We start from the raw sequence: 21662 nt of genomic DNA on the forward strand, positions 1-21662 counted from the left end.
TGACTGTTCCTTATGCCCGGTTGTGGATTCGGAGAGGCCCCCTTCCCCTGACTTCCCCCGGCTTCCCTCGCCTTCCCTCCCCTTTCCTCTGTCTTCCCCCGCCCCGAACCCCAGGGAGCCCCCATGCCCCACCGGACGACGCGGCGCACGACCCGCCGGACGGCCCTCGCCGCCACCGCCCTGCTCGGCGCCGCCGCGGCGGCCTGCACGGCCGCCCCGCGGCTCCCGGCCCTCCCGCTCCCCGCGTCCCCGGCCACCGGTGGCCGCGCCGCCCCCGCGGCCAGGCCCTTCACGCTCGCCGCCACCGGCGACGTCCTCCCGCACGCCTCGGTCATCCGGGCGGCCCGCGCCGACGCGAACGGCGCCGGATACGACTTCCGGCCCATGTTCGCCGGGGTCGCCCCCGTCATCTCCGCGGCCGACCTCGCCCTCTGCCACATGGAGACCGTGTACGGCGAGGACGGCGGCCCCTTCACCGGCTACCCGTCCTTCACGTCCCCGCCCCAGATCGCCGACGCCCTGCGCGCCACCGGCTACGACTCCTGCTCCACCGCCTCCAACCACACCCTCGACGACGGCCCCGAGGGCATCCGCCGCACCCTCGACCACCTCGACCGGGTCGGCGTCGCACACGCCGGCTCCGCCCGCACCGCCGAGGAGGCCACCACCCCCACCCTGCTGGAGGCCGGCGGCGCCCGGGTCGCCCACCTCGCCTACACGTACGGCACGAACGGCGCCCCCGTCCCCGCCGACCGGCCCTGGTCCGTCAACCTCATCGACGAGAGCCGCGTCCTGAGCGACGCCCGCGCCGCCCGCGAGGCCGGCGCGGACGTCGTCGTCATCAGCCTCCACTGGGGCACCGAGTGGCAGACCGCGCCCGACCGCCTGCAGCTCACCCTCGGCCGCGCCCTCACCGCGGCCACCACCGACGGCCGCCCCGACGTCGACCTCGTCCTCGGCACCCACGCCCACGTCCCCCAGGCGTACGAGAAGGTCAACGGCACCTGGGTCGTCTACGGCATGGGCGACCAGGTCGCCGGGGCCATGGTCAACCACTCCGGCGCCCACGACCCGCGCGGCAACGAGGGGACCATCGCCCGCTTCACCTTCACCCCGCCCCGCACCCCCGGCGGCCGCTGGGAGGTCACGCGGGCCGAGTTCGTCCCGCAGTGGTTCGACACCGCCGCCCACCGCGTCGTCGACCTGAACGCCGCCGTCGCGTCCGGGAACACCGCGCTCGCCCCCGTACGGGACCGCATCACCCGTGTCGTCCTCAGCCGCGGCGCGGGCGCCCAGGGCCTCGTCCGGGCCCCGTGACCGGCTGCCCGGCCGCTCGTCCCAACGGGTGCTTTCGCCCCGCGCGCCCGGTGTCGCGCACCTGTTCCGCGGGTCGCCCGTGCGGAGCATTGGTCATGAAAAAAGACCAGATGCCTTCCGGGCGGCGGATGGTGCTGCGCATCGCCGCCGCGCTCGGGGCCACCACCACCGTCGGTCTCTTCAGCCTGGACCGGGCGGGCGCGCCCGGCACCACCGCGCCGCCCGCGCGCCTCTCACCGCCGCGCGCGCCGCGGCCCCCGGCACCCGCCCCCGCCGGGGGACCCGCCGCGAGCCGACCCGTGGCGTCCTCCCCGTACCGGCTCCACCCCATGACCTCGTACGCCCCGCCCCGCTTCCGGCGTGCCCTGCCGCCGGTGCGGCAGCGGCCGTTCCTGCGGGTCTCCGGCGCCGGCAACACGATGGTCCTCACCTTCGACGACGGGCCCGACCCCCGCTACACCCCGGACATCCTGAGCACCCTGCGCCACTACGGGGTGCGGGCCATGTTCTTCGTCTGCGGCGAGATGGCCGTCCACCACCCCGACCTGCTGCGGGAGATGGTCGACGACGGGCACGTCGTCGGCAACCACTCCTGGTCGCACCCCCTGGTCCCGAAGCTGCCGCCCTCCCGCATCCGCGACGAGCTGGGCTCGACGAGCGAGGTGATCGAGCAGTCGGCCGGCTCGGCCCCCCTGTGGTACCGCGCCCCGTACGGCGCCTGGAACCGCCTCTCCTTCGAGATCGGCGCCGAACTCGGCATGGAGCCGCTCGCCTGGACCGTCGACACCCTCGACTGGCAGGAGCCCGGCACGGCGACCATCGTGCGACGCGTCCTGGACGGGGCCGCGCCCGGCGTCGTCGTGCTCTCCCACGACGCGGGCGGCGACCGCTCGCAGACCGTGCGCGCCCTGCGGACGTACCTGCCGAGGCTGCTCGACGAGGGGTACCACCTCACCGTGCCGCGCCGGTGACGCGGGCCGCAAAGCCGCCGCCCCCGCCCGCCGCGGCGGGGGCGGCGGCGCTCAGCGGGTGGCGACCAGCCGGGCGAAGACCACCACGTTGCCGTCGTAGCCCCCGGCCCGCGAGTACTCCCCGCCGCAGGTGATGACCCGCAGCTCGGGATGGCCGGTGTCGCCGTAGACGCGTACGCCGGGGAAGTCCTCCTTCTCGTACACCTCGACGCCGTACACCTGGAACACGGCCACGCGGCCGTCGTACCGGGTCACCTCCACCCGGTCGCCCGGCTTCAGCGTGCCCAGCGAGTAGAAGACCGCGGGCCCCGACTCGTTGTCGACGTGCCCGACGATGACCGACGTGCCGGACTGTCCCGGCGAGATGCCGTTCTGGTACCAGCCCGCGAGGTTCGGGTCCTGCGGCGGGGGCGCGCTGATCCAGCCCTCGCCGTCCAGGCCCACGTCGATGATCGGCGCGTCCACCTTCAGCGCCTCGATCCGCACCCGGGACGCGGGCGCGTACTCCAGCGGGCGCAGCCCCGCCGACGGTTTCGGCGCCGCCACCGTGCGCCCCCGCTCCACCGACACCGCGCCGGCCGGCTGGGGCGGCCCCGACGACGCGTCGACCCCGTTCCGCATCATGGCGAGGCCGGTGAGCATGACGAGCGCCAGCGCGCCCCACGGTCGGCGTCCCCTGATCACGTCCCAGGCACTTCGGTCCGCGACGCCTCTGCGCTCCAGGCCCATGCTTCTCCCTTCGTGGCCTCTTCCCGCACGGTAAGCGCGGACCGCGGACCCGGCGATCACAGAGCGGCGAACGGGTGGCGGTGCGGCAGACGGGTGATGACCCGTCCGAGTCATCTACGGGATCCGCCTGACGGGGCGTGACCTGCGGATCCGTCAGACAAGGGCCCCGCTTTCCGGGCGTGTCGCCTCACCGGGGTGGCGCACCGCCGAAATGCGAGGTTCGAAATGTCCGGTGAGGGTTCGTCATGGGAGGCGCATCCGTCGATTTCCCGGAGCGCCGCTTCGGGGCGTCTTCCGCTGGAGGTTCAACGATGCGTGCTTCACGCGCCCTCGCGGTGGCCGCCACCGCCTGCGCGGTGATCGGGTTCGCGGCCCCGCTCGCCAACGCCACCAAAGGACCGACGAACGTCACGGTCTCCCCGACCCAGGTGCACCAGGGCGGCAGCCTGGCGGTCAGCGCCATGGGGTGCGGCCACGGCGGCACCGTCTCGTCCAACGCGTTCCCCAAGACGGCCCTCACGGTCAACGCCTCGGGCCACTCCGCCGCCACGCCGCGGATCTATGACCACGCCACGCCGGGCAGGTACAACCTCGCGGTCAGGTGCAGCGACAGCCCACGGGTCGCCACCGCGTCCTTCACCGTCATCCGTGGCCGCGGTACGGACGGCGGCCTGGGCGGCTCCCTGGCCCCCAGTTCCACCGAGGTGGCCGTCGGGGCGTCGCTCGTCGGCACCGCGGCCCTCGGCGGCGCCGTGTTCGTCAACCGTCGCCGCCGCCCGAGCAGCGGAAAGGCCTGACCGGCCGAACCTCCCGGTCGGCCGACTACGCCCGTCGCCCCGAGTCCCGGCCGGGACTCGGGGCGACGGGCGCAGCCGCGCGGCGCGAGGGGGCGTCAGTGGCGGCGGCCCGCGGTCCTGCGGCGCACCACGTAGACCGCGCCCGCGCCCGCCGCGGCGACCAGCGCCCCGCCCGCGGCCAGCTCGCCGGCGTCCCAGGTGCCCACGCTGCCGCCCAGGCCGCCCCGGACACCCGAGGGGGCGACGGTGACGGTGGTCGTCCGGGTCACGGTCGGCACCGCGGTCGAGCCGGTCCTCGCGGGCGCGATGGTCAGCCGCGCCGAGCCGGGCGAACCCCCGGCGCAGGTGAAGGACACCGTGTAGACCGTGCCCCGACGGGCGTCCCAGTCGACGGTGGCGACGGTCGAGCCGCCCGCCGGGATGGTCGCGGTGTCGAAGACGCCCGACGAGGCCATGGCGGTGCCCGGGCAGCCGGGCGCGGACAGCACGACGCGGCCGCCCGGGTTGACGGTCGAGGGGGAGACGACGAACCGGTCCGCCGCGGTCGCGGGAGGAGCGGTGAGGGCGAGAGCCGCCGCTCCGAGCAGAGCGGCGGAAGCGGCACCTATCGCACGCATGGAATGAGTCCTCCGGTCCCGAGGGGCACTGCGGAACCGACTTCCGCACAAGCTGTGACATGACCCTCTATGACCGGAACGCTAGAAGCGCCTTACCACACCCGCGACTCCGGACGGGCGAATGGGGCATTCGTTCACCCGTCCGGCTCGCATCCGTGTCCCGCTCAGTTGCCCAGATGCGGAAAGTGGTGCAGGAACGGCTCCGTCGTCGCCGACACGCCGCGCCCGAACGGCGCGTCGATCGCCCAGATCAGGAAGAGCAGGAACGCGATCAGCGCGCTGTACAGCCCCGCCAGCAGCAACTCCCGGAACGTCCGCCGGATCTGCAGCGCGAAGATCAACCCCACCGCGATCAGCGCCCCCGTGACCAGCCCGAACCAGACCACGCCCGGCATCGTCTCGCCCGCCGTGGCGGCCCGCGCGCTGCGCGCGTCGTCGGCCGCCGCCACCTGGTCGACCAGCGGTTGGTACGCCTCCGCCTCGTGCGCGTCGGCCGGCCGGTGGCCGGCGACCGCGCGCCGCACCCGGTGCAGCAGCGCGTCGCCCTCCGCGGTGACCTCGCCCCGCTCGGCCATGGCCCGCCATTCGGGGCCGATCACGTGGCGTACGTACGCGTCGACGTCGGCGGCGATCCGCCCCCGCACGTCGGCGGGCCACACCTCCGAACGCGCCACCACCTCGTGGAGCGCCTGCGCCTCCTGGCGGACGCTCTCCTGGGCGGCGCCGCGGCCCTCCCAGACGCCGGCGATGGCGAGCCCGAGGACGATCGCGTAGACCACGCCGATCATCATCGTCATGTACTCCATGACGTCCGGCGTCTCGGTCGGGTCGTCGTCCTCGCCGACCCGGCGGTTGTTGATGACGGCGATCGTGAGGACGACCGCGCACGCGGCGGCCATCGCAAGGGCGAGAACAAGCCATTCCGACACGGGGATTCCCTCTCTGTCTCAGCGGGAGCGGGGGCGCAGGGCGACCGCGGCGAATACGGCGGGCACCGTGAGGAGGAGCATCACCGACACCATGGACGGCCCGTCCTCCGCCTTCTGTCGCCGCGCGCTCCGGTAACCGGGCGGCGGAAGCGGCGGGGAGGCGGGCACCGCCGACGGACGCGGCGCAGGTGGGGGAGGCGGCGGCGCGGGTACGGCGGGCGCCGGGGGAGAGGGCACCGGCGACGATCGCACCCCCGGTGGGACCGCCGGGGGCGCGCTCGTCGCCGGCGGCGCGGGCGGGGGAGGCGGCGGCGCCGGCCTCGGGGTCGGCGGCTGCCCCAGCGTCGGCGACGGCGTCGCACCGGGCGTCGGTGTCGCCGACGGCGCAGGCGAGGGTGAGGGTGAGGCCGACGGTGAGGGTGAGGCCGAGGGCGTCGGCGAAGGCGCCGGGGAGGGGGTGCAGCGCGAGCCGCCCGCGACGGCCACCACCTCCGCACGGCCGCCGGGGCCGGTCGACGCGTACGCGCAGCTGTGCGCCGACACCGGCGTCGACACGGCGGGGGAGAGCGCGAGCGGCCAGGCGAGCGCCACGCTCGCCAACACCCGTGCGACAAAGGTTCCGTACACGCCGATGAGCATGGTCGGACCGACGGCGCACCGCGCGGGGAAGCGTGCCCATTCGCCTGATGGTGGAGACCGCTCGAACGCCTGTCGCCACCACGCTCCGGACGAACTCCCTTATATGCCTTCCACGTTGGCCCCCCGTACCCGTACCCGTGCCCGTACCCGTGCCCGTGTCCGCGTCGGCCCGGCGTCGTGACGCGGCGCCCCACCCGCTCCGGCGCCGGGCGGCTCACCGCTGCCGGCCGGCCGATGCACCGCTGCGCGCCGGTTCGCCGGGGCTCCGCCCGTCCCCCGAGGGGCCGCCCGCACCGGCGGACGACCCGGGGCGGCCGGTCGTGGTGCCCGGTACCCCGTGCCGCCCCGCGGGAAGCCGGTCGGGGCGCCCCGGTAGAGTCCCCCACGCGCGACTCCGGCCCGGGCTGCGACCGACCGGTAGGCGCACGTGCCAGTGGCCTGTGACCAAGAACGGACCGCATTTTTCCGTTTCCCCTCGCCCTCCAGGCGGGCGATCAGTAGCCTCGGCTCGAACACCGGCCCCCACCAAGGCCGAACACTGTGGCGACTGTTGGAGATTCGATGGACCGTCCCGCCTGGGCCCCGCCGGGCATCGACCTTTCGGTGCCGAGCGTGTCCCGCATCTACGACTACTACCTGGGCGGCTCCCACAACTTCGAAGTCGACCGCGAGGCCGCCCGCAGGGCCATGGAGTTCCTGCCGGGCCTGCCCAAGATCATGCAGGCCAACCGGGCGTTCATGCGCCGCGCCGTACGCCATGCCGTCGGCGAGGGCATCGCGCAGTTCCTCGACATAGGCTCCGGCATCCCGACGTTCGGCAACGTCCACGAGGTCGCCCAGCAGGCCGACCCCGAGGCGCGCGTCGTGTACGTCGACCACGACCCGGTCGCCGTCGCCCACAGCAAGGCCGTGCTCGACGGGAACGACCGCGCCGACATCGCCGCCGCCGACCTCCGCAAGCCGCAGGACGTCCTCCGCAGCCCCGAGGTGGCCCGGCTCCTCGACCTGGACCGACCCGTGGCGCTGCTGCTCGTCGCCGTCCTGCACTTCCTGGAGGACTCCGACCAGCCGTACGAGGCGGTCGCCGAGCTCCGCGACGCCCTGGCGCCCGGCAGTCTCATCATCCTCACCCACGCGTCGTTCGAGGGCATCCCCGTGCCGCAGGAGCAGGCCGGCGGCACCGTCGGCGTGTACCGCGACATCCGCAACCCGCTGGTGATGCGCTCCCGCGACGAGGTCGCCCGGTTCTTCGACGGCTGCGAGATGGTCGACCCCGGGCTCGTGGCGATGCCGCACTGGCGGCCCGACACCCCGCCCGAGCAGGAGGACCCCTACGCCTTCTCGGGTTTCGCCGGGGTGGGGCGCAAGGGGTGAACACGCCGGCGCAGGCGTCGGGTTCCACGGCGGAACCCGACGGCCTGGAGGACAGACTCCAGCGGTTCGCGACGATATGGAGCCGGGCCATCTTCCCGGTCACGGCCACGTCGATGACCCGCACCGAATTCGAACAGCACCTGCTGCCGCTCGCCCGGCGGCTCAGCGCCGCGCTGCGCGCCCGGCCCTTCGACGTGGCGCCCGCCCAGTCGGTCGGCGCCGCCCTGGTCGCCGCGCACTGCACGGACCCGGACGCCCTGAGCCGTACGCTCGGCGTCGTCGACTCGTACCTGGTGCTCTACTGCGGCACCGGCGCCGACACGCCCGTCGACGACCTGCGGGCCCGCTGCGCCCGCCTCCAGCACGCCCTGGCCGCCGGGTTCGCCCGGGCGCTGCGCGAGCGGACCCTCAGCGAGCAGGAGGCCATCGCCCGGTCCGCGCTCGCCGCCCGGGCCTTCGCCGAACAGGCCCTCCACGCCACGGAGGCCCGCTTCCGCGCCGTCTTCGAGGACGCGGCCATCGGCATAGGAATCGCCGACCTGGAGGGCAACGTCCTCGACGTCAACGGCGCCCTCACCCGGATGTTCGGCGGCCTGGAGCAGGTCGTCCGCGGCCGCAAGGTCACCGAGTGGGTCCACCCCGAGGACGCCCCGCACGTCTGGAACCTGTACGGGGAGCTGGTGCGCGGCGAACGCGACCACTTCCGCGTGGAGAAGCCGTTCTACCGCTCCGACGGCACCGTCCTGTGGACCAACCTGACGGTCTCCCTGCTCCGCGACCCCGAGGGCCGTCCCCAGTACCAGCTCGCCCTCATGGAGGACACGACCGAGCGGCGGCTGCTGAACCTGCGCCTGCGCTACGAGGCCACCCACGACGCGCTGACCGGGCTGCCCAACCGCAGCCTGTTCTCCGAGCGCCTGGAGAAGGCCCTCGCGGCCGGCGAGGACACCCGCTTCGGCCTCTGCTACCTCGACCTCGACGGCTTCAAGGCCATCAACGACAGCCTCGGCCACGCCGCCGGCGACCGGCTCCTCGTCGAGGTCGCGGACCGCCTGGAGTCCTGCGCGACCGCGCCCGGCGAGATGGTCGCGCGGCTCGGCGGCGACGAGTTCGTGGCGCTCACCACCGGCCCGGACGTCACCGCGCGGGACGCCGAGGAGCTCGCCTGCCGGATCCTGGGCGCCCTGTCCACCCCGATCAGCCTGGACGGCCGCGAGATCACCGTGCGCGGCAGCATCGGCATCGTCGAGGGCCGCGCCGGCGAACGCGGCCCGGCGGACGTGCTGCGCAGCGCCGACATCACCATGTACCGGGCCAAGTCGGCGGGCGGCAACCGGTACGAGCGGGCCGACCCGGAGGCCGACGCCCGCGCCATCACCCGGCACGGCCTGACGACCGCGCTGCCCGCCGCCCTGGACCGCGGCGAGTTCTTCATCGAGTACCAGCCGCTCGTCCACCTCGGCGACGGCACCGTGCACGGTGCGGAGGCCCTGGTCCGCTGGTGCCACCCGCAGCACGGCGTGCTCGGCCCCGACCGGTTCATCCCGCTCGCCGAGCACACCGGCCTCATCGTGCCGCTCGGCCGCTGGGTCCTGGAGGAGGCGGTACGGCAGGCCAGGTTCTGGAAGCACCGCCACGCCGACGGCGGCCCGCTGCGCATCAACGTCAACCTGTCGCCCACCCAGCTCCACCACCCGGGTCTGGTCGGCGAGATCACCGACATCCTGGAGCGCTCCGGCCTCGCCCCCCGCGCCCTGTGCCTGGAGGTCACCGAGTCGGCCCTGATCGGCGCCGAGGAAGACCTCCTCAAGCCGCTGCGGCACCTGGCCGAGATGGGCGTCGACATCGCGCTCGACGACTTCGGCACGGGTTACTCGAACCTGGCCAACCTGCGCCGCCTCCCCGTGAGCGTCCTGAAGCTCGACCGCTCCTTCACCCGCGGGATGCAGCAGCACCCGGCCGACCCGGTCGACATGAAGATCGTGGAGGGCATCGTCTCCCTGGCCCACAGCCTGGAGCTCGCCGTCACCGTCGAGGGGGTGGAGACCGCGGCGCAGGCCGCACAGCTGCGCGCCCTGGGCTGCGACACGGCCCAGGGCTGGTACTACGCCCGGCCCGGCGCCCCGGACCGCATCCACTCGCTGCTCCTCGCCGACGCGGTGTAGCGGGCCCCGCGCGGCCGGCCGCTCAGCCCCCCGAGGTCGACCGCAGCAGCACCCGCTGCAGCTCGCGGGCGGCGCGCGGCGGTGCGACGTCGCTCCGGTGCGCGAGCGCGATGGTCCGCCGCAGCCCCGGCGGCGCGAGCGCCGTGACCCGCAGGTCCCGTCCCGCCCGCGCCGCCACCATGCTCGGCACGACCGCCACGCCCAGCCCGGCCCGTACGAACCCGAGCACCGCGTCCATCTCGCCGCCCTCGACCGTGAACGACGGCTCGAACCCCTCCGCCCGGCACGCCGCGACCGTCAGCTCCCGCAGGTCGTACCCGTGCCGGAACATCACCATCGGCCGCCCCTCCAGGTCCGCGATCCGCACCGGCCGCCGCGGCGCCGGGTCCGCCGCCGACGACACGACCACCAGGTCCTCCTGGAGCAGCTCCACCGTGGTCAGCGCGGGCGACGGCGTCGGCAGCGGCAGCACCACCAGCGCGAGGTCCAGCGCCCCGCGGGCCAGCTCCCGCACCAGGTCGTGGGAGCCGCCCTCCTCGATGAGGAGCCTGATCCCCGGGTACAGGTCGTGGAAGGCCCGCAGCACCTCGGGCAGCAGGCCCGTGCACAGGCTCGGCGTCGCCCCCAGCCGCACCCGCCCGCGCCGCAGCTGGGCCAGCTCCTGCACCTCGTGCCGCGCCGTGTCCGCGTCGGCCAGGATGCGCCGGGCCAGCGGCAGCAGCGCCTCGCCGGCGTCCGTCAGCGCGATGTTGCCGCGCGCCCGGCTGAACAGCTCGGCGCCCAGCTCCTTCTCCAGCGCCCGGATCTGCTGCGACAGCGACGGCTGCGAGACGTGGACCCGCTCGGCGGCCCGGGTGAAGTGCCGCGTCTCCGCGACGGCCACGAAGTACACGAGCTGCTGGAACTGCATGCTCCCAGCATAAGCGGCTGTGATAGGGAAAGACTATGGAGATCAGCCGGACCATGTCTTGGACCTCTGGGGCCTTCCGGCCCTAGCGTCCGGTCACATGGCTCTGGCAACGCGGACGCACCCCTCGGGAACGGAGCGGCACCCCTCCCCCCGGCGCCCTCCCCGGCGCACCCTCCTCGGATCGACCGTCGGCAAGAAGGCGGTCATGGCCGTCAGCGGCCTGATCCTCCTCGGCTACCTCGTCGCCCACGTCATGGGCAACCTCAAGGTCTTCTTCGGTCCCGACGAGTTCAACGCCTACGGCCACTGGCTGCGCACCATGGGCGCCCCGGTCCTCCACCACGGGTGGGGGCTGTGGATCGTCCGGGTGGGCCTGCTCGCCGCCGTGATCGCCCACGGCGTGTCGGCGTACCAGCTCAGCCGGCTCGACCGGAAGGCCCGCCCCACCCGCTACGTCCACAAGCGCCGGCGCGCGAGCTACGCGACCCGCACCATGCGCTGGGGCGGCGTCATCATCGCCCTGTTCGTCGTCTGGCACCTGCTCGACCTGACGACGCTCACCGTCAACGAGAACGCGCAGCCCGGCCACCCGTACGAGAACGTCGTCGCGACCTTCTCGACCTGGTACGGCAACGTCATCTACCTCGTCGCCATGCTCGCGGTCGGCCTGCACGTCCGGCACGGATTCTGGAGCGCCGCCCAGACCCTCGGCGCGGGCAGCGCGCGCCGCGACCGCGCCCTGAAGGCCGCCGCCACCACGCTCGCCCTGGTCCTCACGGCGGGCTTCGTCGCCGTACCCGTCGCCGTCATGACCGGAGTCGTGAGCTGACATGAACCCCTACACCTCGTACGCGACCGGCGAGCCGATCGCCGACACCAAGGCCCCCAAGGGCCCCATCGCCGAGCGCTGGGACACCCGCCGCTTCGAGGCGAAGCTGGTCAACCCGGCCAACCGCCGCAAGCACACCGTCATCGTCGTCGGCACCGGCCTCGCCGGCGGCTCCGCCGGCGCGACCCTCGCCGAACAGGGCTACCACGTCGTCCAGTTCTGCTACCAGGACTCCCCGCGCCGCGCCCACTCCATCGCCGCGCAGGGCGGCATCAACGCCGCCAAGAACTACCGCAACGACGGCGACTCCGTCCACCGCCTCTTCTACGACACGGTCAAGGGCGGCGACTTCCGGGCCCGCGAGTCCAACGTCCACCGCCTGGCGCAGATCTCCGTCCAGATCATCGACCAGTGCGTCGCCCAGGGCGTCCCCTTCGCCCGCGAGTACGGCGGCCTCCTCGACACCCGCTCCTTCGGCGGCGTCCAGGTCTCCCGCACCTTCTACGCCCGCGGCCAGACGGGCCAGCAACTGCTCCTCGGTGCGTACCAGGCGCTGTCCCGGCAGATCGCCGCCGGCAACGTCGAGATGCACCCGCGCACCGAGATGCTCGACCTCGTCGTCGTCGACGGGCGGGCGCGCGGCATCGTCGCCCGGAACCTGGTCACCGGCGAGATCACCACCCACGTCGCGGACGCGGTGGTCCTGGCGTCCGGCGGCTACGGCAACGTCTTCTACCTGTCGACGAACGCCATGAACTCCAACGCGACCGCGATCTGGCGGGCCCACCGTCGCGGCGCGTACTTCGCCAACCCCTGCTTCACCCAGATCCACCCCACCTGCATCCCGCGCACCGGCGACCACCAGTCGAAGCTGACCCTGATGAGCGAGTCGCTCCGCAACGACGGCCGGATCTGGGTCCCCAGGGCGCCGGGCGACACCCGCCCGCCGAACGAGATCCCCGAGGACGAGCGGGACTACTACCTGGAGCGGATCTACCCGTCGTTCGGCAACCTCGTCCCGCGCGACATCGCCTCCCGCGCCGCGAAGAACGTCTGCGACGAGGGCCGGGGGGTGGGCCCCGGCGGGCAGAACCGGAGAGGCGGAGCCGCAGGCTCCCCCGTCGAGGGCGGGGGCGGGCGACGGGAGGGCGTCTACCTGGACTTCGCCGACGCCATCCGGCGCATGGGCCGCAAGAAGGTCGAGGAGAAGTACGGCAACCTCTTCGACATGTACGAGCGGATCACCGCGGAGAACCCGTACGAGGTCCCGATGCGGATCTACCCCGCCGTGCACTACACGATGGGCGGCCTGTGGGTCGACTACGACCTCCAGACCACCGTCCCCGGCCTGTTCGCGATCGGCGAGGCGAACTTCTCCGACCACGGCGCCAACCGGCTCGGCGCGTCCGCGCTGATGCAGGGCCTCGCGGACGGCTACTTCGTCCTGCCGTCCACCATCAACGACTACCTCGCCCGCGTCCCCGCCCTCGAACCCGTCACCGGCGACCACCCGGCGGTGGCCGGGGCGGTCGCGGAGACCGAGGACCGGCTGCGGCGGCTGCTCGCCGTCGACGGCGACCGCACCCCGGACTCCTTCCACCGGGAGCTCGGCGAGCTGATGTGGGACCGCTGCGGCATGGCCCGCTCCGACCGGGGCCTGCGCGAGGCCCTGGACCGGATCCCGGAGATCCGCGAGGAGTTCTGGCGGCGCGTCAGGGTCCCCGGGACCGGCGAGGAGCTCAACCAGTCCCTGGAGAAGGCCAACCGCGTCGTCGACTACCTCGAACTCGCCGAGCTGATGTGCCTCGACGCGCTGCACCGCACCGAGTCCTGCGGCGGCCACTTCCGCGAGGAGTCCCAGACCCCGGACGGCGAGGCCGCCCGCAAGGACGAGGAGTTCTCGTACGCGGCGGCCTGGGAGTTCACCGGGACGGGCCGGGCCCCCGTCCTCCACAAGGAAGACCTCGTCTTCGAGTACGTCCACCCCACCCAGCGGAGCTACGCATGAGGCTCACCCTGCGCGTCTGGCGCCAGAAGAACATCGACGCCCCCGGCGCCATGGCCACGTACGAGGTCGACGGGATCTCCCCGGACATGTCGTTCCTGGAGATGCTCGACACCCTCAACGAGGAACTGATCCTGCGCGGCGAGGAGCCCGTGGCCTTCGACCACGACTGCCGCGAGGGCATCTGCGGGGCGTGCAGCCTCGTCATCAACGGCGACGCCCACGGCCCGGAGCGCACCACCACCTGCCAGCTCCACATGCGGTCGTTCCGGGACGGCGACACGATCGACGTCGAGCCGTGGCGGGCCGCCGCGTTCCCGGTCGTCAAGGACCTCGTCGTGGACCGGTCGGCGTTCGACCGGATCATCCAGGCCGGCGGGTACATCAGCGCCCCGACCGGCTCCGCCCCCGAGGCGCACGCCACACCCGTGCCGAAGGCCGACGCCGACCGCGCCTTCGAGCACGCCGAGTGCATCGGCTGCGGCGCCTGCGTGGCGGCCTGCCCCAACGGCTCGGCGATGCTGTTCACCTCGGCGAAGGTCAACCACCTCAACGTCCTGCCGCAGGGCGCGCCCGAGCGGGAGAGCCGGGTGCTGGACATGGTGGCGCAGATGGACGCGGAGGGGTTCGGCGGCTGCACGCTGACCGGCGAGTGCGCCACGGCGTGCCCGAAGGGCATCCCGCTGCCGTCCATCTCCGCCATGAACAAGGAGTGGCTGCGGGCCGCGCGGCGCCGGGCGCTCTGAGGACGCCTCCGCCCCGCGGCACCCGCCGCGGAGCCGGCCCCGGGGCGGAAGGACCTCCGTACGGCGGTCGCGCTCCGCGGGGGGTCCTGCCGAGGAACGGCCGCGCGGCCGCGCCCCGGCAGGACCCCCGGGGCCCGGTCCTTCCCCGTTCACGGCGAGTCCCCCTTCACCGGCCGCCCGCGGCCGAACGGCCCTCCCTCCGGCCGCGCCCTCCCGGCGGGCACGGCTCCCGCCGGGGCCGTCGACCACAGTCCGGCACCCGGCCGCGGCGTCCCTTCGGGCCCCGCGCGGCACCACCCCGCCGCGGCCCCCGCGGGCCCACCGGCGCGCCCGACCGGGAGCGGGTGACGATTCCAGGCCATCGCCCGAGACCCTCCGAAAAACGACGCAGCAGGTGTCAGTGGGTCCTGTTAGCCTCCTGCGGCGCCTGTGATCCGCAGGCGCCCCAGGGGAGGGAAACCATGAGAACAGCGAGAAGCGGAGCGCGCCGGAGAGGGGCCCGGGGCCTCGTCGTGGGGGGCTTGGCCGCCGCCCTGCTGGCCGCGCCCGGCACGGCCTGGGCCGCTGCCGACCTGCCGCCGCACCAGCCGCTCGTCCAGGACCTGCGGACCGGGATCCAGCCGTGTGCCGCGGGCGAGGACCGGCCGTACGTCGACGCCCCGCCCGCGCTCAGCGCCGTGCTGCACGACCCGGAGGAGGACGACCGGCCGGGCGAGGGCAACGTGGTCAGGGGCGAGTTCGAGGCGTGGTGGACGGACGCGGCCGGAACCGAACAGCGCCGGACGTACACGACGTACGAGACGCTGTCGGGAACGCGGCAGACCTGGCAGGCACCGGAGGACGTCCCGGCGAACACGGTGGTCTCGTGGCACGTGCGCGCCGTCGACGGCACGGCGGTCTCGAACTGGAGCGACGAGGGCGACGGCTCCCTCTGCCAGTTCGTCCACGACGACACCAGCCCGCAGGAACCGGTCGTCACCTCTGCCGACTACCCGGACGAGAGGTACCACGACGGCGTCGGCGTGTACGCCGGCTTCACCGCGGACTCCCCGTCGGACGACGTCGTCGCGTACCGCTACGAATTCATCGGCGGCCGGTCCCTCACCGTCCGCCCCGACGAACCGGGCGGCCCCGCCACGATCCGCCACCTGCCGCTGAGGCCCGGCCCGGACCGGCTCAGCGTCCAGGCGGTCGACCGGGCCGGCCGCGTCAGCGGGGCCGCCACGTACTCGTTCATGGTCGAGGCCGGCCGCGCCCCCGTCGCCCACTGGACCCTGTCCGACGCGCCCGGGTCCACCACCGCCGCCGCCCGGTCCGGGCCCGCCGCCCGCGCCGGCTCCGGCGTGGCCTTCGGCGCCGACGCCCCCTGGGGCACGTCGGTCACCTCCGTGGCCGCCCTCGACGGCGGCGACCAGGGCTTCCTCAGCCCGGACGCCCCGGTCCTCGGCCTCGACGGGACCTTCGCCGTCAGCGCCTGGGCGCGCCCCGCGAGCACGGACCGGAACATGACCGTCGCAAGCCAGGACGCGGGCGGCGCCGCCGGGTTCACGCTGGGCGTGCGCACCGGGGACGACGGGCCCCTCTGGTCCTTCACCGCCGGTGGCGCGCACGTCGGCGGCGGCACCCCGAAGACCGGTGAATGGGCCCACGTGCTCGGCCTGTACGACGCGGAGACCGGCCACGCGCGGCTGTACGTCAACGGTCAGGAGGTCGGCACCGAGGCCGGAGCCGAGCCTTCCGGGACCGCCGGCGCCTTCCAGATCGGCCGCGCCCGCGACGGCGACGGCTACCACGACCACTGGCACGGCGAGATCGGCGACGTCCGGGCCCACGACCGGGTCGTGGTACCCGACGAGATCACCGAACTCGCCCACCGCAAGCCCGCTCCGCTCGGCCACTGGTCCCTGGAGAACGCCGCGGGCGGCACCAGCCCGGAGCGGAGCGGCGGGAAGCCGCTGGCCCTCGGCCCCGGCGCGACGATCCACCGCGGACCGGACGGCTCCTGCATCCCGGGCCTCGACCCCGACTGCCCCGACGTGCCCTACGCACTCGTCGGCGACGGCCACCTGCAGTTGGACGGCGCGACCGGGTACGCGACGACCGGTACCGCCGTCGTGGACACCGAGGACAGCTTCACCGTCGGTGCGGTCGTGCGCCTCGCCGACTCCGAACCGGCCCACCCGATGACCGTGCTGTCCCAGGCCGGTGAGCACACGGACGTCTTCAAGGTGCGCTACGACCCGTCCGCGTCGGCCTGGCAACTGGTGGTGCCGCAGCGTGACGAGGCGGGCGCGGCGGAGACGGTGGTGTCCCAGATCGCCGCCGCGGACGGCGGCCAGGGCCAGGGCCACCGCCTGGCCGTCGTCTACGACGCCACCACCGACCAGGTCAAGCTCTACCTCGACGGCTACACCAGCGAGGCCGCGACCGCGACCCTCCCCGACGGCCTGCGGAGCTCCGGCGCCCTGCAGATCGGCCGGGCGAAGGCCGGTGACGGCTGGGGCGAGTACCTGCGCGGCGACGTCGACGAGGTGCAGGCGTACGCAGGAGCGCTGCGCGACCGTGACGTCCTCCAGTTGGGCCGGGGCACCGTCCCCTGCCTCTGCTGAGCGGAGCCGCCCGGTCGATCGCCCCGGGGCCCGCCTTCCGCACTCGTGCGGGAAGGCGGGCCCCGTCGTGTTTCCGGCCCCGTCGTGTTTCCGGCCCCGTCGTGTTTCCGGCCCCGTCGTGTTTCCGGCCCCGTCGTGTTTCCGGCCCCGTCGTGTTTCCGGCCCCGGGCCGGCGGCTCCGCACAGCCCTGCCCGGGCTTTCCGCCTGCCCTGTGCCGTCCGGAGCCGCGTCCTCCGCCGCTCCGGCTCCTCGGCGGTTGTCGGGACCCGGAGGCGGCACACGCCACCGGCCCGCGGGCCGTCCGGCGTGCCGTACCCGCCGCAGGCGTCCGTGACGGGGGCGGCCCACGCGCGCGGGCCACCTCCGCCCGCGCGGCGCGGTCCGTGCGTCAGTCGGCCAGGAGCGCGGCGGCGTGGTGGCGTGCCTGCTCCAGCCAGGACGCGCGGGTCCCGTCGGAGGAGTCGGTGACCGTCCGGAAGACCACCCGGCGGACGTCGGTGACGCCGACGTACGGCAGGACGCACGCCGACCAGATCCTGTGCAGCGGGTCCCCGAACTCGGACTCCTCGCGGTCGGCCGGAGTGTCGGAGGTGTTCAGCACGAGGGCCCGGCCGGCCTTCAGCAGCCCTTCGGGCTCTCCCTCCGCGGCTCCCAGCTTGTAGGCGACACCGGGCACGAGGACGCGCTGCACCCAGCCCGCGAGGACGGCGGGCGGCATGCCCCACCAGTTCGGGTGGACGAACACCAGGGCGTCGAGGGTGGCCACCTCCGCCCGGTGCAGCGCCACCTGCGGATCGAGGGTGCCCGTGGCGGCCTGGACCGTCTCCGTCTCGTCGGCGGACAACCCGGGCGCGAACCCCTCGGCGCACAGGTCGTGCGCGAGGACCTCGCCCCCGAGGTCGCGCAGGTGTCGCACCACGGTGTCGAACACCGCGTGGTTGAAGCTTCCCGGACGTGGGTGCGCGAGGTAGACCCCTATGCGCGGCATTCATCCCCCAAAAGGACATCGGCGGTCGTCGACCGGGCGGGAACCCGCGCCGGGCCCCACCCAGTTGATCATCATGGCGGGTGGGGCACCGTTCGCGGAACCGGTCGACGGGATCCGGGCGGAACCGCCGCCCGCCGTGGCTCGCCGTCCCGCGCGGGCGTCCTCCCGCGGTCCCCACGGCGGCCGGCACCCGTCAGGGACGGCCGTGTTCCGCGACGGGCGTCCCGCGCCCGGGCCGCAGGCCACCGGCCGGCTCCTCCGTCCGGGGCGGCGGCCACAGGCCCGCGAGGCGCGCCAGGCGGCGGAAGGAGTCGCGCAGCGCCGTCCGGTCGTACGTGCTCGTCGTCACCAGCAGCTCGTCCGCGCCGGTCTCCGCCGCGATCCGCTCCAGCGCCGACCGCACCCGCTCCTCCGTGCCGTGGACGTGTCCGCGCAGCCCCGACTCGAAGTGCTCCCGCTGCCGTGCCGTCATCGGCCGCGCGGCCACCGCCCCGGGCGGGGGGAGCGGGGGGAACGAGCCGTGCGTCCGCGCGTACGCCATCGACCAGGACTCCGGCAGCAGCAGCCGTGCCGCCTCCTCCTCCGTCCCGGCCACCGCGACCGTGCCCGCCACCACCACGTACGGCTCCGGCGCCCACGGGGACGGGCGGAAGCCGGTACGGTACCGGTCGATCGCCGCGAGCAACTTCGGGCGGTCCTTCAGGTCGCCGATGACCAGCGGCAGTCCGGCCGCCGCCGCGATCCCCGCTCCCGCGCCGGTCGCCAGCACGAACGGCGGCACCCGCAGCCCCTCCGCCGGCAGGGCCCGCACCCCCGGGTGGGCCTCCGGCGCCCCCCGGAACCAGCCCAGCAGCTCGTCCAGCCGCGCGGCGAAGTCCCCGGCGTCCTCCTTGCCCCGCCCCAGCGCCCGCCGCACCCCGTCGGTGAACCCCACCGAACGGCCCACCCCCATGTCGATCCGGCCGGGGAACAGCGACTCCAGCACCCCGAACTGCTCGGCCACCACGATCGGCTGGTGGTTCGGCAGCATCACCCCGCCGGTCCCCACCCGTATGGACGAGGTCGCCGCGGCCACGGCGGCCGCCAGGACCGTCGGCGCCGAACCGGCCACCCCGGGCACGCCGTGGTGCTCGGACACCCAGGTCGGTAGTACACCCTGCTACCACCCGGGATGCGGGCCGAACCTGCAGGTCAGAGGCTGGTCGTATGTACGCAGGCAGCACGGACGACAGGCCGGAGGTCGACCTCCTGCTGAGGAAGTCCAAGGTTGTCCGGGAAGGGGAGCAGGCCCTGTCCATCCGGGCGCAGGAGGACCGGGGTCGCCAGTGGGCTGACCAGGAGGGATACCGGGTCCGCAAGGTCTGGAAGGAGAACCTGTCCGCGTGGTCCGACATCCAGCGGCCGAAGTACGACGCCGCCATGGACGCCGTGCTGAACGGAGAGGTGCCCGCCCTGTGGGTGTACGCGCTGGACCGATTCACCCGGAAGGGCGTAGAGGCCATCGTGCCGATCCTCGGCCGCGCCCGTGTGATCTTCGACTACGAACAGCTGGACAGCTCCATCGAGCGTGATCGCCGCTGGATCATCCAGCGGGCCGAGGACGCCCGCGAGTACTCCCAGCGGCTCAGCTACACCGTACGGACGACGAAGGCTCGACAGCAGCGCGAGGGGAAGTGGCTGAACCAGGCCCCGTACGGCCTGACGGTCGACCCCGTCACCCGCAAGTTGTCGCCGGACACCACTCGGCGCAAGGGAGAGAAGTTGTCGCCCTGGGCGGTCATTGTGTGGATCTTCGACAGCATCGCCGGGGGTACGTCGTCGCGCGCGCTGGCGAAAAGGTTCAACGCGGAGGCCATCCCGTCTCCATCCGGGAAGACGTGGCGAGCGAACACCATTGGCCGGATCGTTCACCACCCCGCCTACTGCGGGTGGCTCACCGTGGCGTCCGGCAACGGACACAAGCCCGCCAAGTACCTGGACGACAAGGGAAAACCGGTCCGCTGTGTCGAGCCGGACACGGTGCCGAAGATGATTCCGGAGGAGACCGCCGACAAGGCGCGTGCAGTCCTTGCCGGACACGCCGTGCGGCCCGCAGAACGTCCCGAGGGCCGCCGCTGGTACCCGCTCGCCGGCCTGCTCTACTGCGCGTCGTGCAACCTGCGCATGGTGGCCGACGGTCCCAACTACCGATGTCAGCTCAAGCCGCAGGGCGGTGCCTGTGCGGAACCCGCGTCCGTGTACCGCAGCGCCATTGAACGGTACGTGTTCGGGGAGTGGGCGGCACGCCTGGGACGGTTGGAACTGGGCGACCCTCTCATGGTCGTGGTGGCAGCGCGCTGGCAGGCCCTCACAGCCCCGCAAGAGACTGAGGGAATCCGTGAGGCCGTGGCCGCCGTGAAGGCCGCTGAGGCAGCGCTCGACCAGTTCCATGCGGACGACCGCGCAGGCTTCTACAAGGGCCGGTCAGCGCGCTACAGGATGCCCGCCAAGCAAGAGGCGGAAGAACGGCTCACCGCCGCCGAGGAGCGGCTGGCGGAGCTGCGCGGACCCTCCATCGACCTGACGGCGTTCGACGATCCCAAGCTGTTCCGGGACATGTGGGAGGCTGCCAGTGAGAGCGACAGGGGAGACCTGTTGCGGCTGGCAATCGACCGTGTGACCGTCCGCAAGGCCAGCGAAGCGGAGTACGGCCGACCGTTCAATGGCGAGACCCGCGCAGTCATCCATTGGGCCACTGTGGACGACGAAGACGCGGCCCGCCTGACCCGCTGAGGGGCGGTCCGGCGGTCGGACGGGGCCCAACGTGCGCGGAATATACATCGCGATCGCCGGTTAGCGTAACCGGCGATTTTGTGGACCATAGACACCGTTCGAACCGGTTGTTCGGCGGTGGACCGGAAGCGGACGACGCTGTCCTGACGTATGCCCCTCTCACCTACGGACGCGAGTCCGGAGAAGGCACTGTGCGTCTAGCGGCGTCGCCTGACTCGTGCTCGATGCCCTTCCTGGCCCCTGTCGGAGCTGTGCCGCAGCGCCGTGCCGGCTGCGTGGCGACCTGCTGATGTTGTCAGGCCGTCCGTTCGCGATTCCCTGCCGAAAAGGAACTACTCGGCCCGGGCTGTCGAAAACTGTTGGATGAACAAGAAGAACCCCATCACCCGTATACGAGCGCACGGCCGCTGTCTCACGAAGGAAACGTATGGCTCACTTGCTACAGAGTTCTGGTTCGGATTTGGAGGCTCCGGATGAGGCGCCAGATCTTCCTCGCATGTCCGGAGGTCGTCCCGTAGGGCGGTTCAGTGTTGCGGGTCGGCAAGGCGGAAAGCCCATTGCAGTATCGGCGTGGCGCGTCACGACTGAGGACCGGGCGGTGGCTGAAGCTTTGGGCGGGCTTCTGGGAGGCATACCGCAGCTGTTGGAAACCGGCGACGAACATGCCCTTGAGGTCCAGACACGTTGTGATCGCGTCCGTATCCTGTTGGAAGACAGTGGGGCGATCTCGTTTCGCATGGTGATGCGGGGAGCGCGTGGAACTCTCCATGTCTGCGACGGAACCCGGTTCTTGGAGCCGTCCGGGGTACGTGGATCGCTGTGTGGTTGTCCGGCAGGCCTGGCCGACCGCAAGGCAGCAGCCCAGGCTGGTCGTGGACCGATGCCGGAGGTCCTCATCCGCTTCCGGCTGGCGGATCTTCCCGAGTTGGGTGTGTTCTGTCTCGTATCGAATTCATGGGAACTTGCTACCGAGCTGCCTGCGGTGGCCGCTGCTCTGGAGGTGGCGGCTACACCGGCCTTGGGTGTGCTGCGGTACGAGCTGGTGGAGTTCACCACGCACTCCGGGATAGCCGTGAGCTTCCGGCGTCCAGTAGTGGAGGTCGACAGGGCCCTTGTCCAGGACTCAGTACAGCTTGCGGCGTGACGTCGATTCGTCGGCCGGAGGCTCCGTGCGGGTGGGGCCGTAAAGCCACTGATGGGGTCATACGGTCACCGACTCGCAGCGACGTCTCGAGTCCCGGTCGCGAGATGGTCCACACCCAAT

At 73.3% G+C, this 21662-nt stretch carries 16 protein-coding genes and 1 pseudogene; 11 read left to right on the top strand and 6 right to left on the bottom strand.

Translation table 11 applies throughout. From position 1 onward, the window contains the following. Nucleotides 1-123 precede the first annotated feature (123 nt). Nucleotides 124-1317, top strand: coding sequence for a CapA family protein (locus AC07D6_RS18495; RefSeq protein WP_479045529.1), 1194 nt, complete (start codon nucleotides 124-126; stop codon nucleotides 1315-1317). A gap of 95 nt (nucleotides 1318-1412) precedes the next feature. Beyond that, nucleotides 1413-2288 carry a polysaccharide deacetylase family protein gene (locus AC07D6_RS18500; RefSeq protein ID WP_315879504.1) on the top strand — a complete coding sequence of 292 codons (876 nt, stop codon included), beginning with the start codon at nucleotides 1413-1415 and terminating at the stop codon, nucleotides 2286-2288. Nucleotides 2289-2339: 51 nt separating this feature from the next. On the opposite strand, the gene AC07D6_RS18505 is transcribed toward AC07D6_RS18500, so the two are convergent. Beyond that, nucleotides 2340-3017 carry a class F sortase gene (locus AC07D6_RS18505; protein ID WP_479045533.1) on the bottom strand — a complete coding sequence of 226 codons (678 nt, stop codon included), beginning with the start codon at nucleotides 3015-3017 and terminating at the stop codon, nucleotides 2340-2342. A gap of 311 nt (nucleotides 3018-3328) precedes the next feature. Here AC07D6_RS18505 and AC07D6_RS18510 point away from each other — a divergent pair, with 311 nt between their 5' ends. Next, nucleotides 3329-3814, top strand: a complete 486-nt coding sequence (locus AC07D6_RS18510; protein WP_479045535.1) for a hypothetical protein — start codon at nucleotides 3329-3331, stop codon at nucleotides 3812-3814. 95 nt (nucleotides 3815-3909) lie between these two features. Here the strand turns inward: AC07D6_RS18510 and AC07D6_RS18515 are convergent, their stop codons facing one another. Together AC07D6_RS18515 and AC07D6_RS18520 are read right to left on the bottom strand one after the other, a co-directional pair. Next, nucleotides 3910-4431: a hypothetical protein gene (locus AC07D6_RS18515; protein ID WP_315881552.1), complete on the bottom strand. Its 522-nt coding sequence runs from the start codon at nucleotides 4429-4431 to the stop codon at nucleotides 3910-3912. Between the two features lie 164 nt (nucleotides 4432-4595). After that, nucleotides 4596-5360: a bestrophin-like domain gene (locus AC07D6_RS18520; protein ID WP_315881553.1), complete on the bottom strand. Its 765-nt coding sequence runs from the start codon at nucleotides 5358-5360 to the stop codon at nucleotides 4596-4598. Nucleotides 5361-6560: 1200 nt separating this feature from the next. Here AC07D6_RS18520 and AC07D6_RS18525 point away from each other — a divergent pair. Together AC07D6_RS18525 and AC07D6_RS18530 are read left to right on the top strand one after the other, a co-directional pair. Beyond that, nucleotides 6561-7373: an SAM-dependent methyltransferase gene (locus tag AC07D6_RS18525; RefSeq protein WP_315881554.1), complete on the top strand. Its 813-nt coding sequence runs from the start codon at nucleotides 6561-6563 to the stop codon at nucleotides 7371-7373. After that, nucleotides 7370-9538 (top strand): putative bifunctional diguanylate cyclase/phosphodiesterase, encoded by a 2169-nt coding sequence (locus AC07D6_RS18530; RefSeq protein ID WP_315881555.1) that lies wholly within the window; start codon nucleotides 7370-7372, stop codon nucleotides 9536-9538. Before AC07D6_RS18525 ends, AC07D6_RS18530 begins: the two co-directional genes overlap by 4 nt. Nucleotides 9539-9560: 22 nt before the next feature. Here the strand turns inward: AC07D6_RS18530 and AC07D6_RS18535 are convergent, their stop codons facing one another. Beyond that, nucleotides 9561-10448 carry a LysR family transcriptional regulator gene (locus AC07D6_RS18535; protein ID WP_315881556.1) on the bottom strand — a complete coding sequence of 296 codons (888 nt, stop codon included), beginning with the start codon at nucleotides 10446-10448 and terminating at the stop codon, nucleotides 9561-9563. A gap of 97 nt (nucleotides 10449-10545) precedes the next feature. Between AC07D6_RS18535 and AC07D6_RS18540 the strand changes: the two genes are divergently transcribed. The 4 genes from AC07D6_RS18540 (at nucleotide 10546) to AC07D6_RS18555 (ending at nucleotide 16637) form a co-directional block, all read left to right on the top strand. Then, the gene (locus AC07D6_RS18540; protein ID WP_315881557.1) at nucleotides 10546-11277 is read left to right on the top strand and encodes a succinate dehydrogenase cytochrome b subunit; all 732 of its coding nucleotides are present in this window, start codon (nucleotides 10546-10548) and stop codon (nucleotides 11275-11277) included. A gap of 1 nt (nucleotide 11278) precedes the next feature. Further along, on the top strand, nucleotides 11279-13285 hold the full coding sequence (locus AC07D6_RS18545) for a fumarate reductase/succinate dehydrogenase flavoprotein subunit (protein WP_479045541.1): 2007 nt from the start codon (nucleotides 11279-11281) through the stop codon (nucleotides 13283-13285). Further along, on the top strand, nucleotides 13282-14028 hold the full coding sequence (locus AC07D6_RS18550) for a succinate dehydrogenase/fumarate reductase iron-sulfur subunit (protein WP_479045543.1): 747 nt from the start codon (nucleotides 13282-13284) through the stop codon (nucleotides 14026-14028). Before AC07D6_RS18545 ends, AC07D6_RS18550 begins: the two co-directional genes overlap by 4 nt. 461 nt (nucleotides 14029-14489) lie before the next feature. Then, the gene (locus AC07D6_RS18555; RefSeq protein ID WP_479045545.1) at nucleotides 14490-16637 is read left to right on the top strand and encodes a laminin G domain-containing protein; all 2148 of its coding nucleotides are present in this window, start codon (nucleotides 14490-14492) and stop codon (nucleotides 16635-16637) included. A gap of 389 nt (nucleotides 16638-17026) precedes the next feature. Here AC07D6_RS18555 and AC07D6_RS18560 read toward each other — a convergent pair whose 3' ends face one another. Together AC07D6_RS18560 and AC07D6_RS18565 are read right to left on the bottom strand one after the other, a co-directional pair. After that, complete coding sequence (locus AC07D6_RS18560) at nucleotides 17027-17626, bottom strand: NAD(P)H-dependent oxidoreductase (RefSeq protein WP_479045547.1); 600 nt, start codon at nucleotides 17624-17626, stop codon at nucleotides 17027-17029. Nucleotides 17627-17819: 193 nt separating this feature from the next. Further along, nucleotides 17820-18767: pseudogene (locus AC07D6_RS18565) on the bottom strand (MsnO8 family LLM class oxidoreductase); the annotation flags it as partial. Between the two features lie 65 nt (nucleotides 18768-18832). Between AC07D6_RS18565 and AC07D6_RS18570 the strand changes: the two are divergent. Together AC07D6_RS18570 and AC07D6_RS18575 are read left to right on the top strand one after the other, a co-directional pair. Beyond that, nucleotides 18833-20398, top strand: a complete 1566-nt coding sequence (locus AC07D6_RS18570) for a recombinase family protein (RefSeq protein WP_479045549.1) — start codon at nucleotides 18833-18835, stop codon at nucleotides 20396-20398. Between the two features lie 496 nt (nucleotides 20399-20894). After that, entirely contained in the window at nucleotides 20895-21542 is a 648-nt protein-coding gene (locus AC07D6_RS18575; RefSeq protein ID WP_479045551.1) for a recombination directionality factor, read from the top strand. Nucleotides 21543-21662: the final 120 nt, after the last annotated feature.

The sequence above is a fragment of the Streptomyces sp. NPDC045287 genome (genome assembly GCF_056432325.1).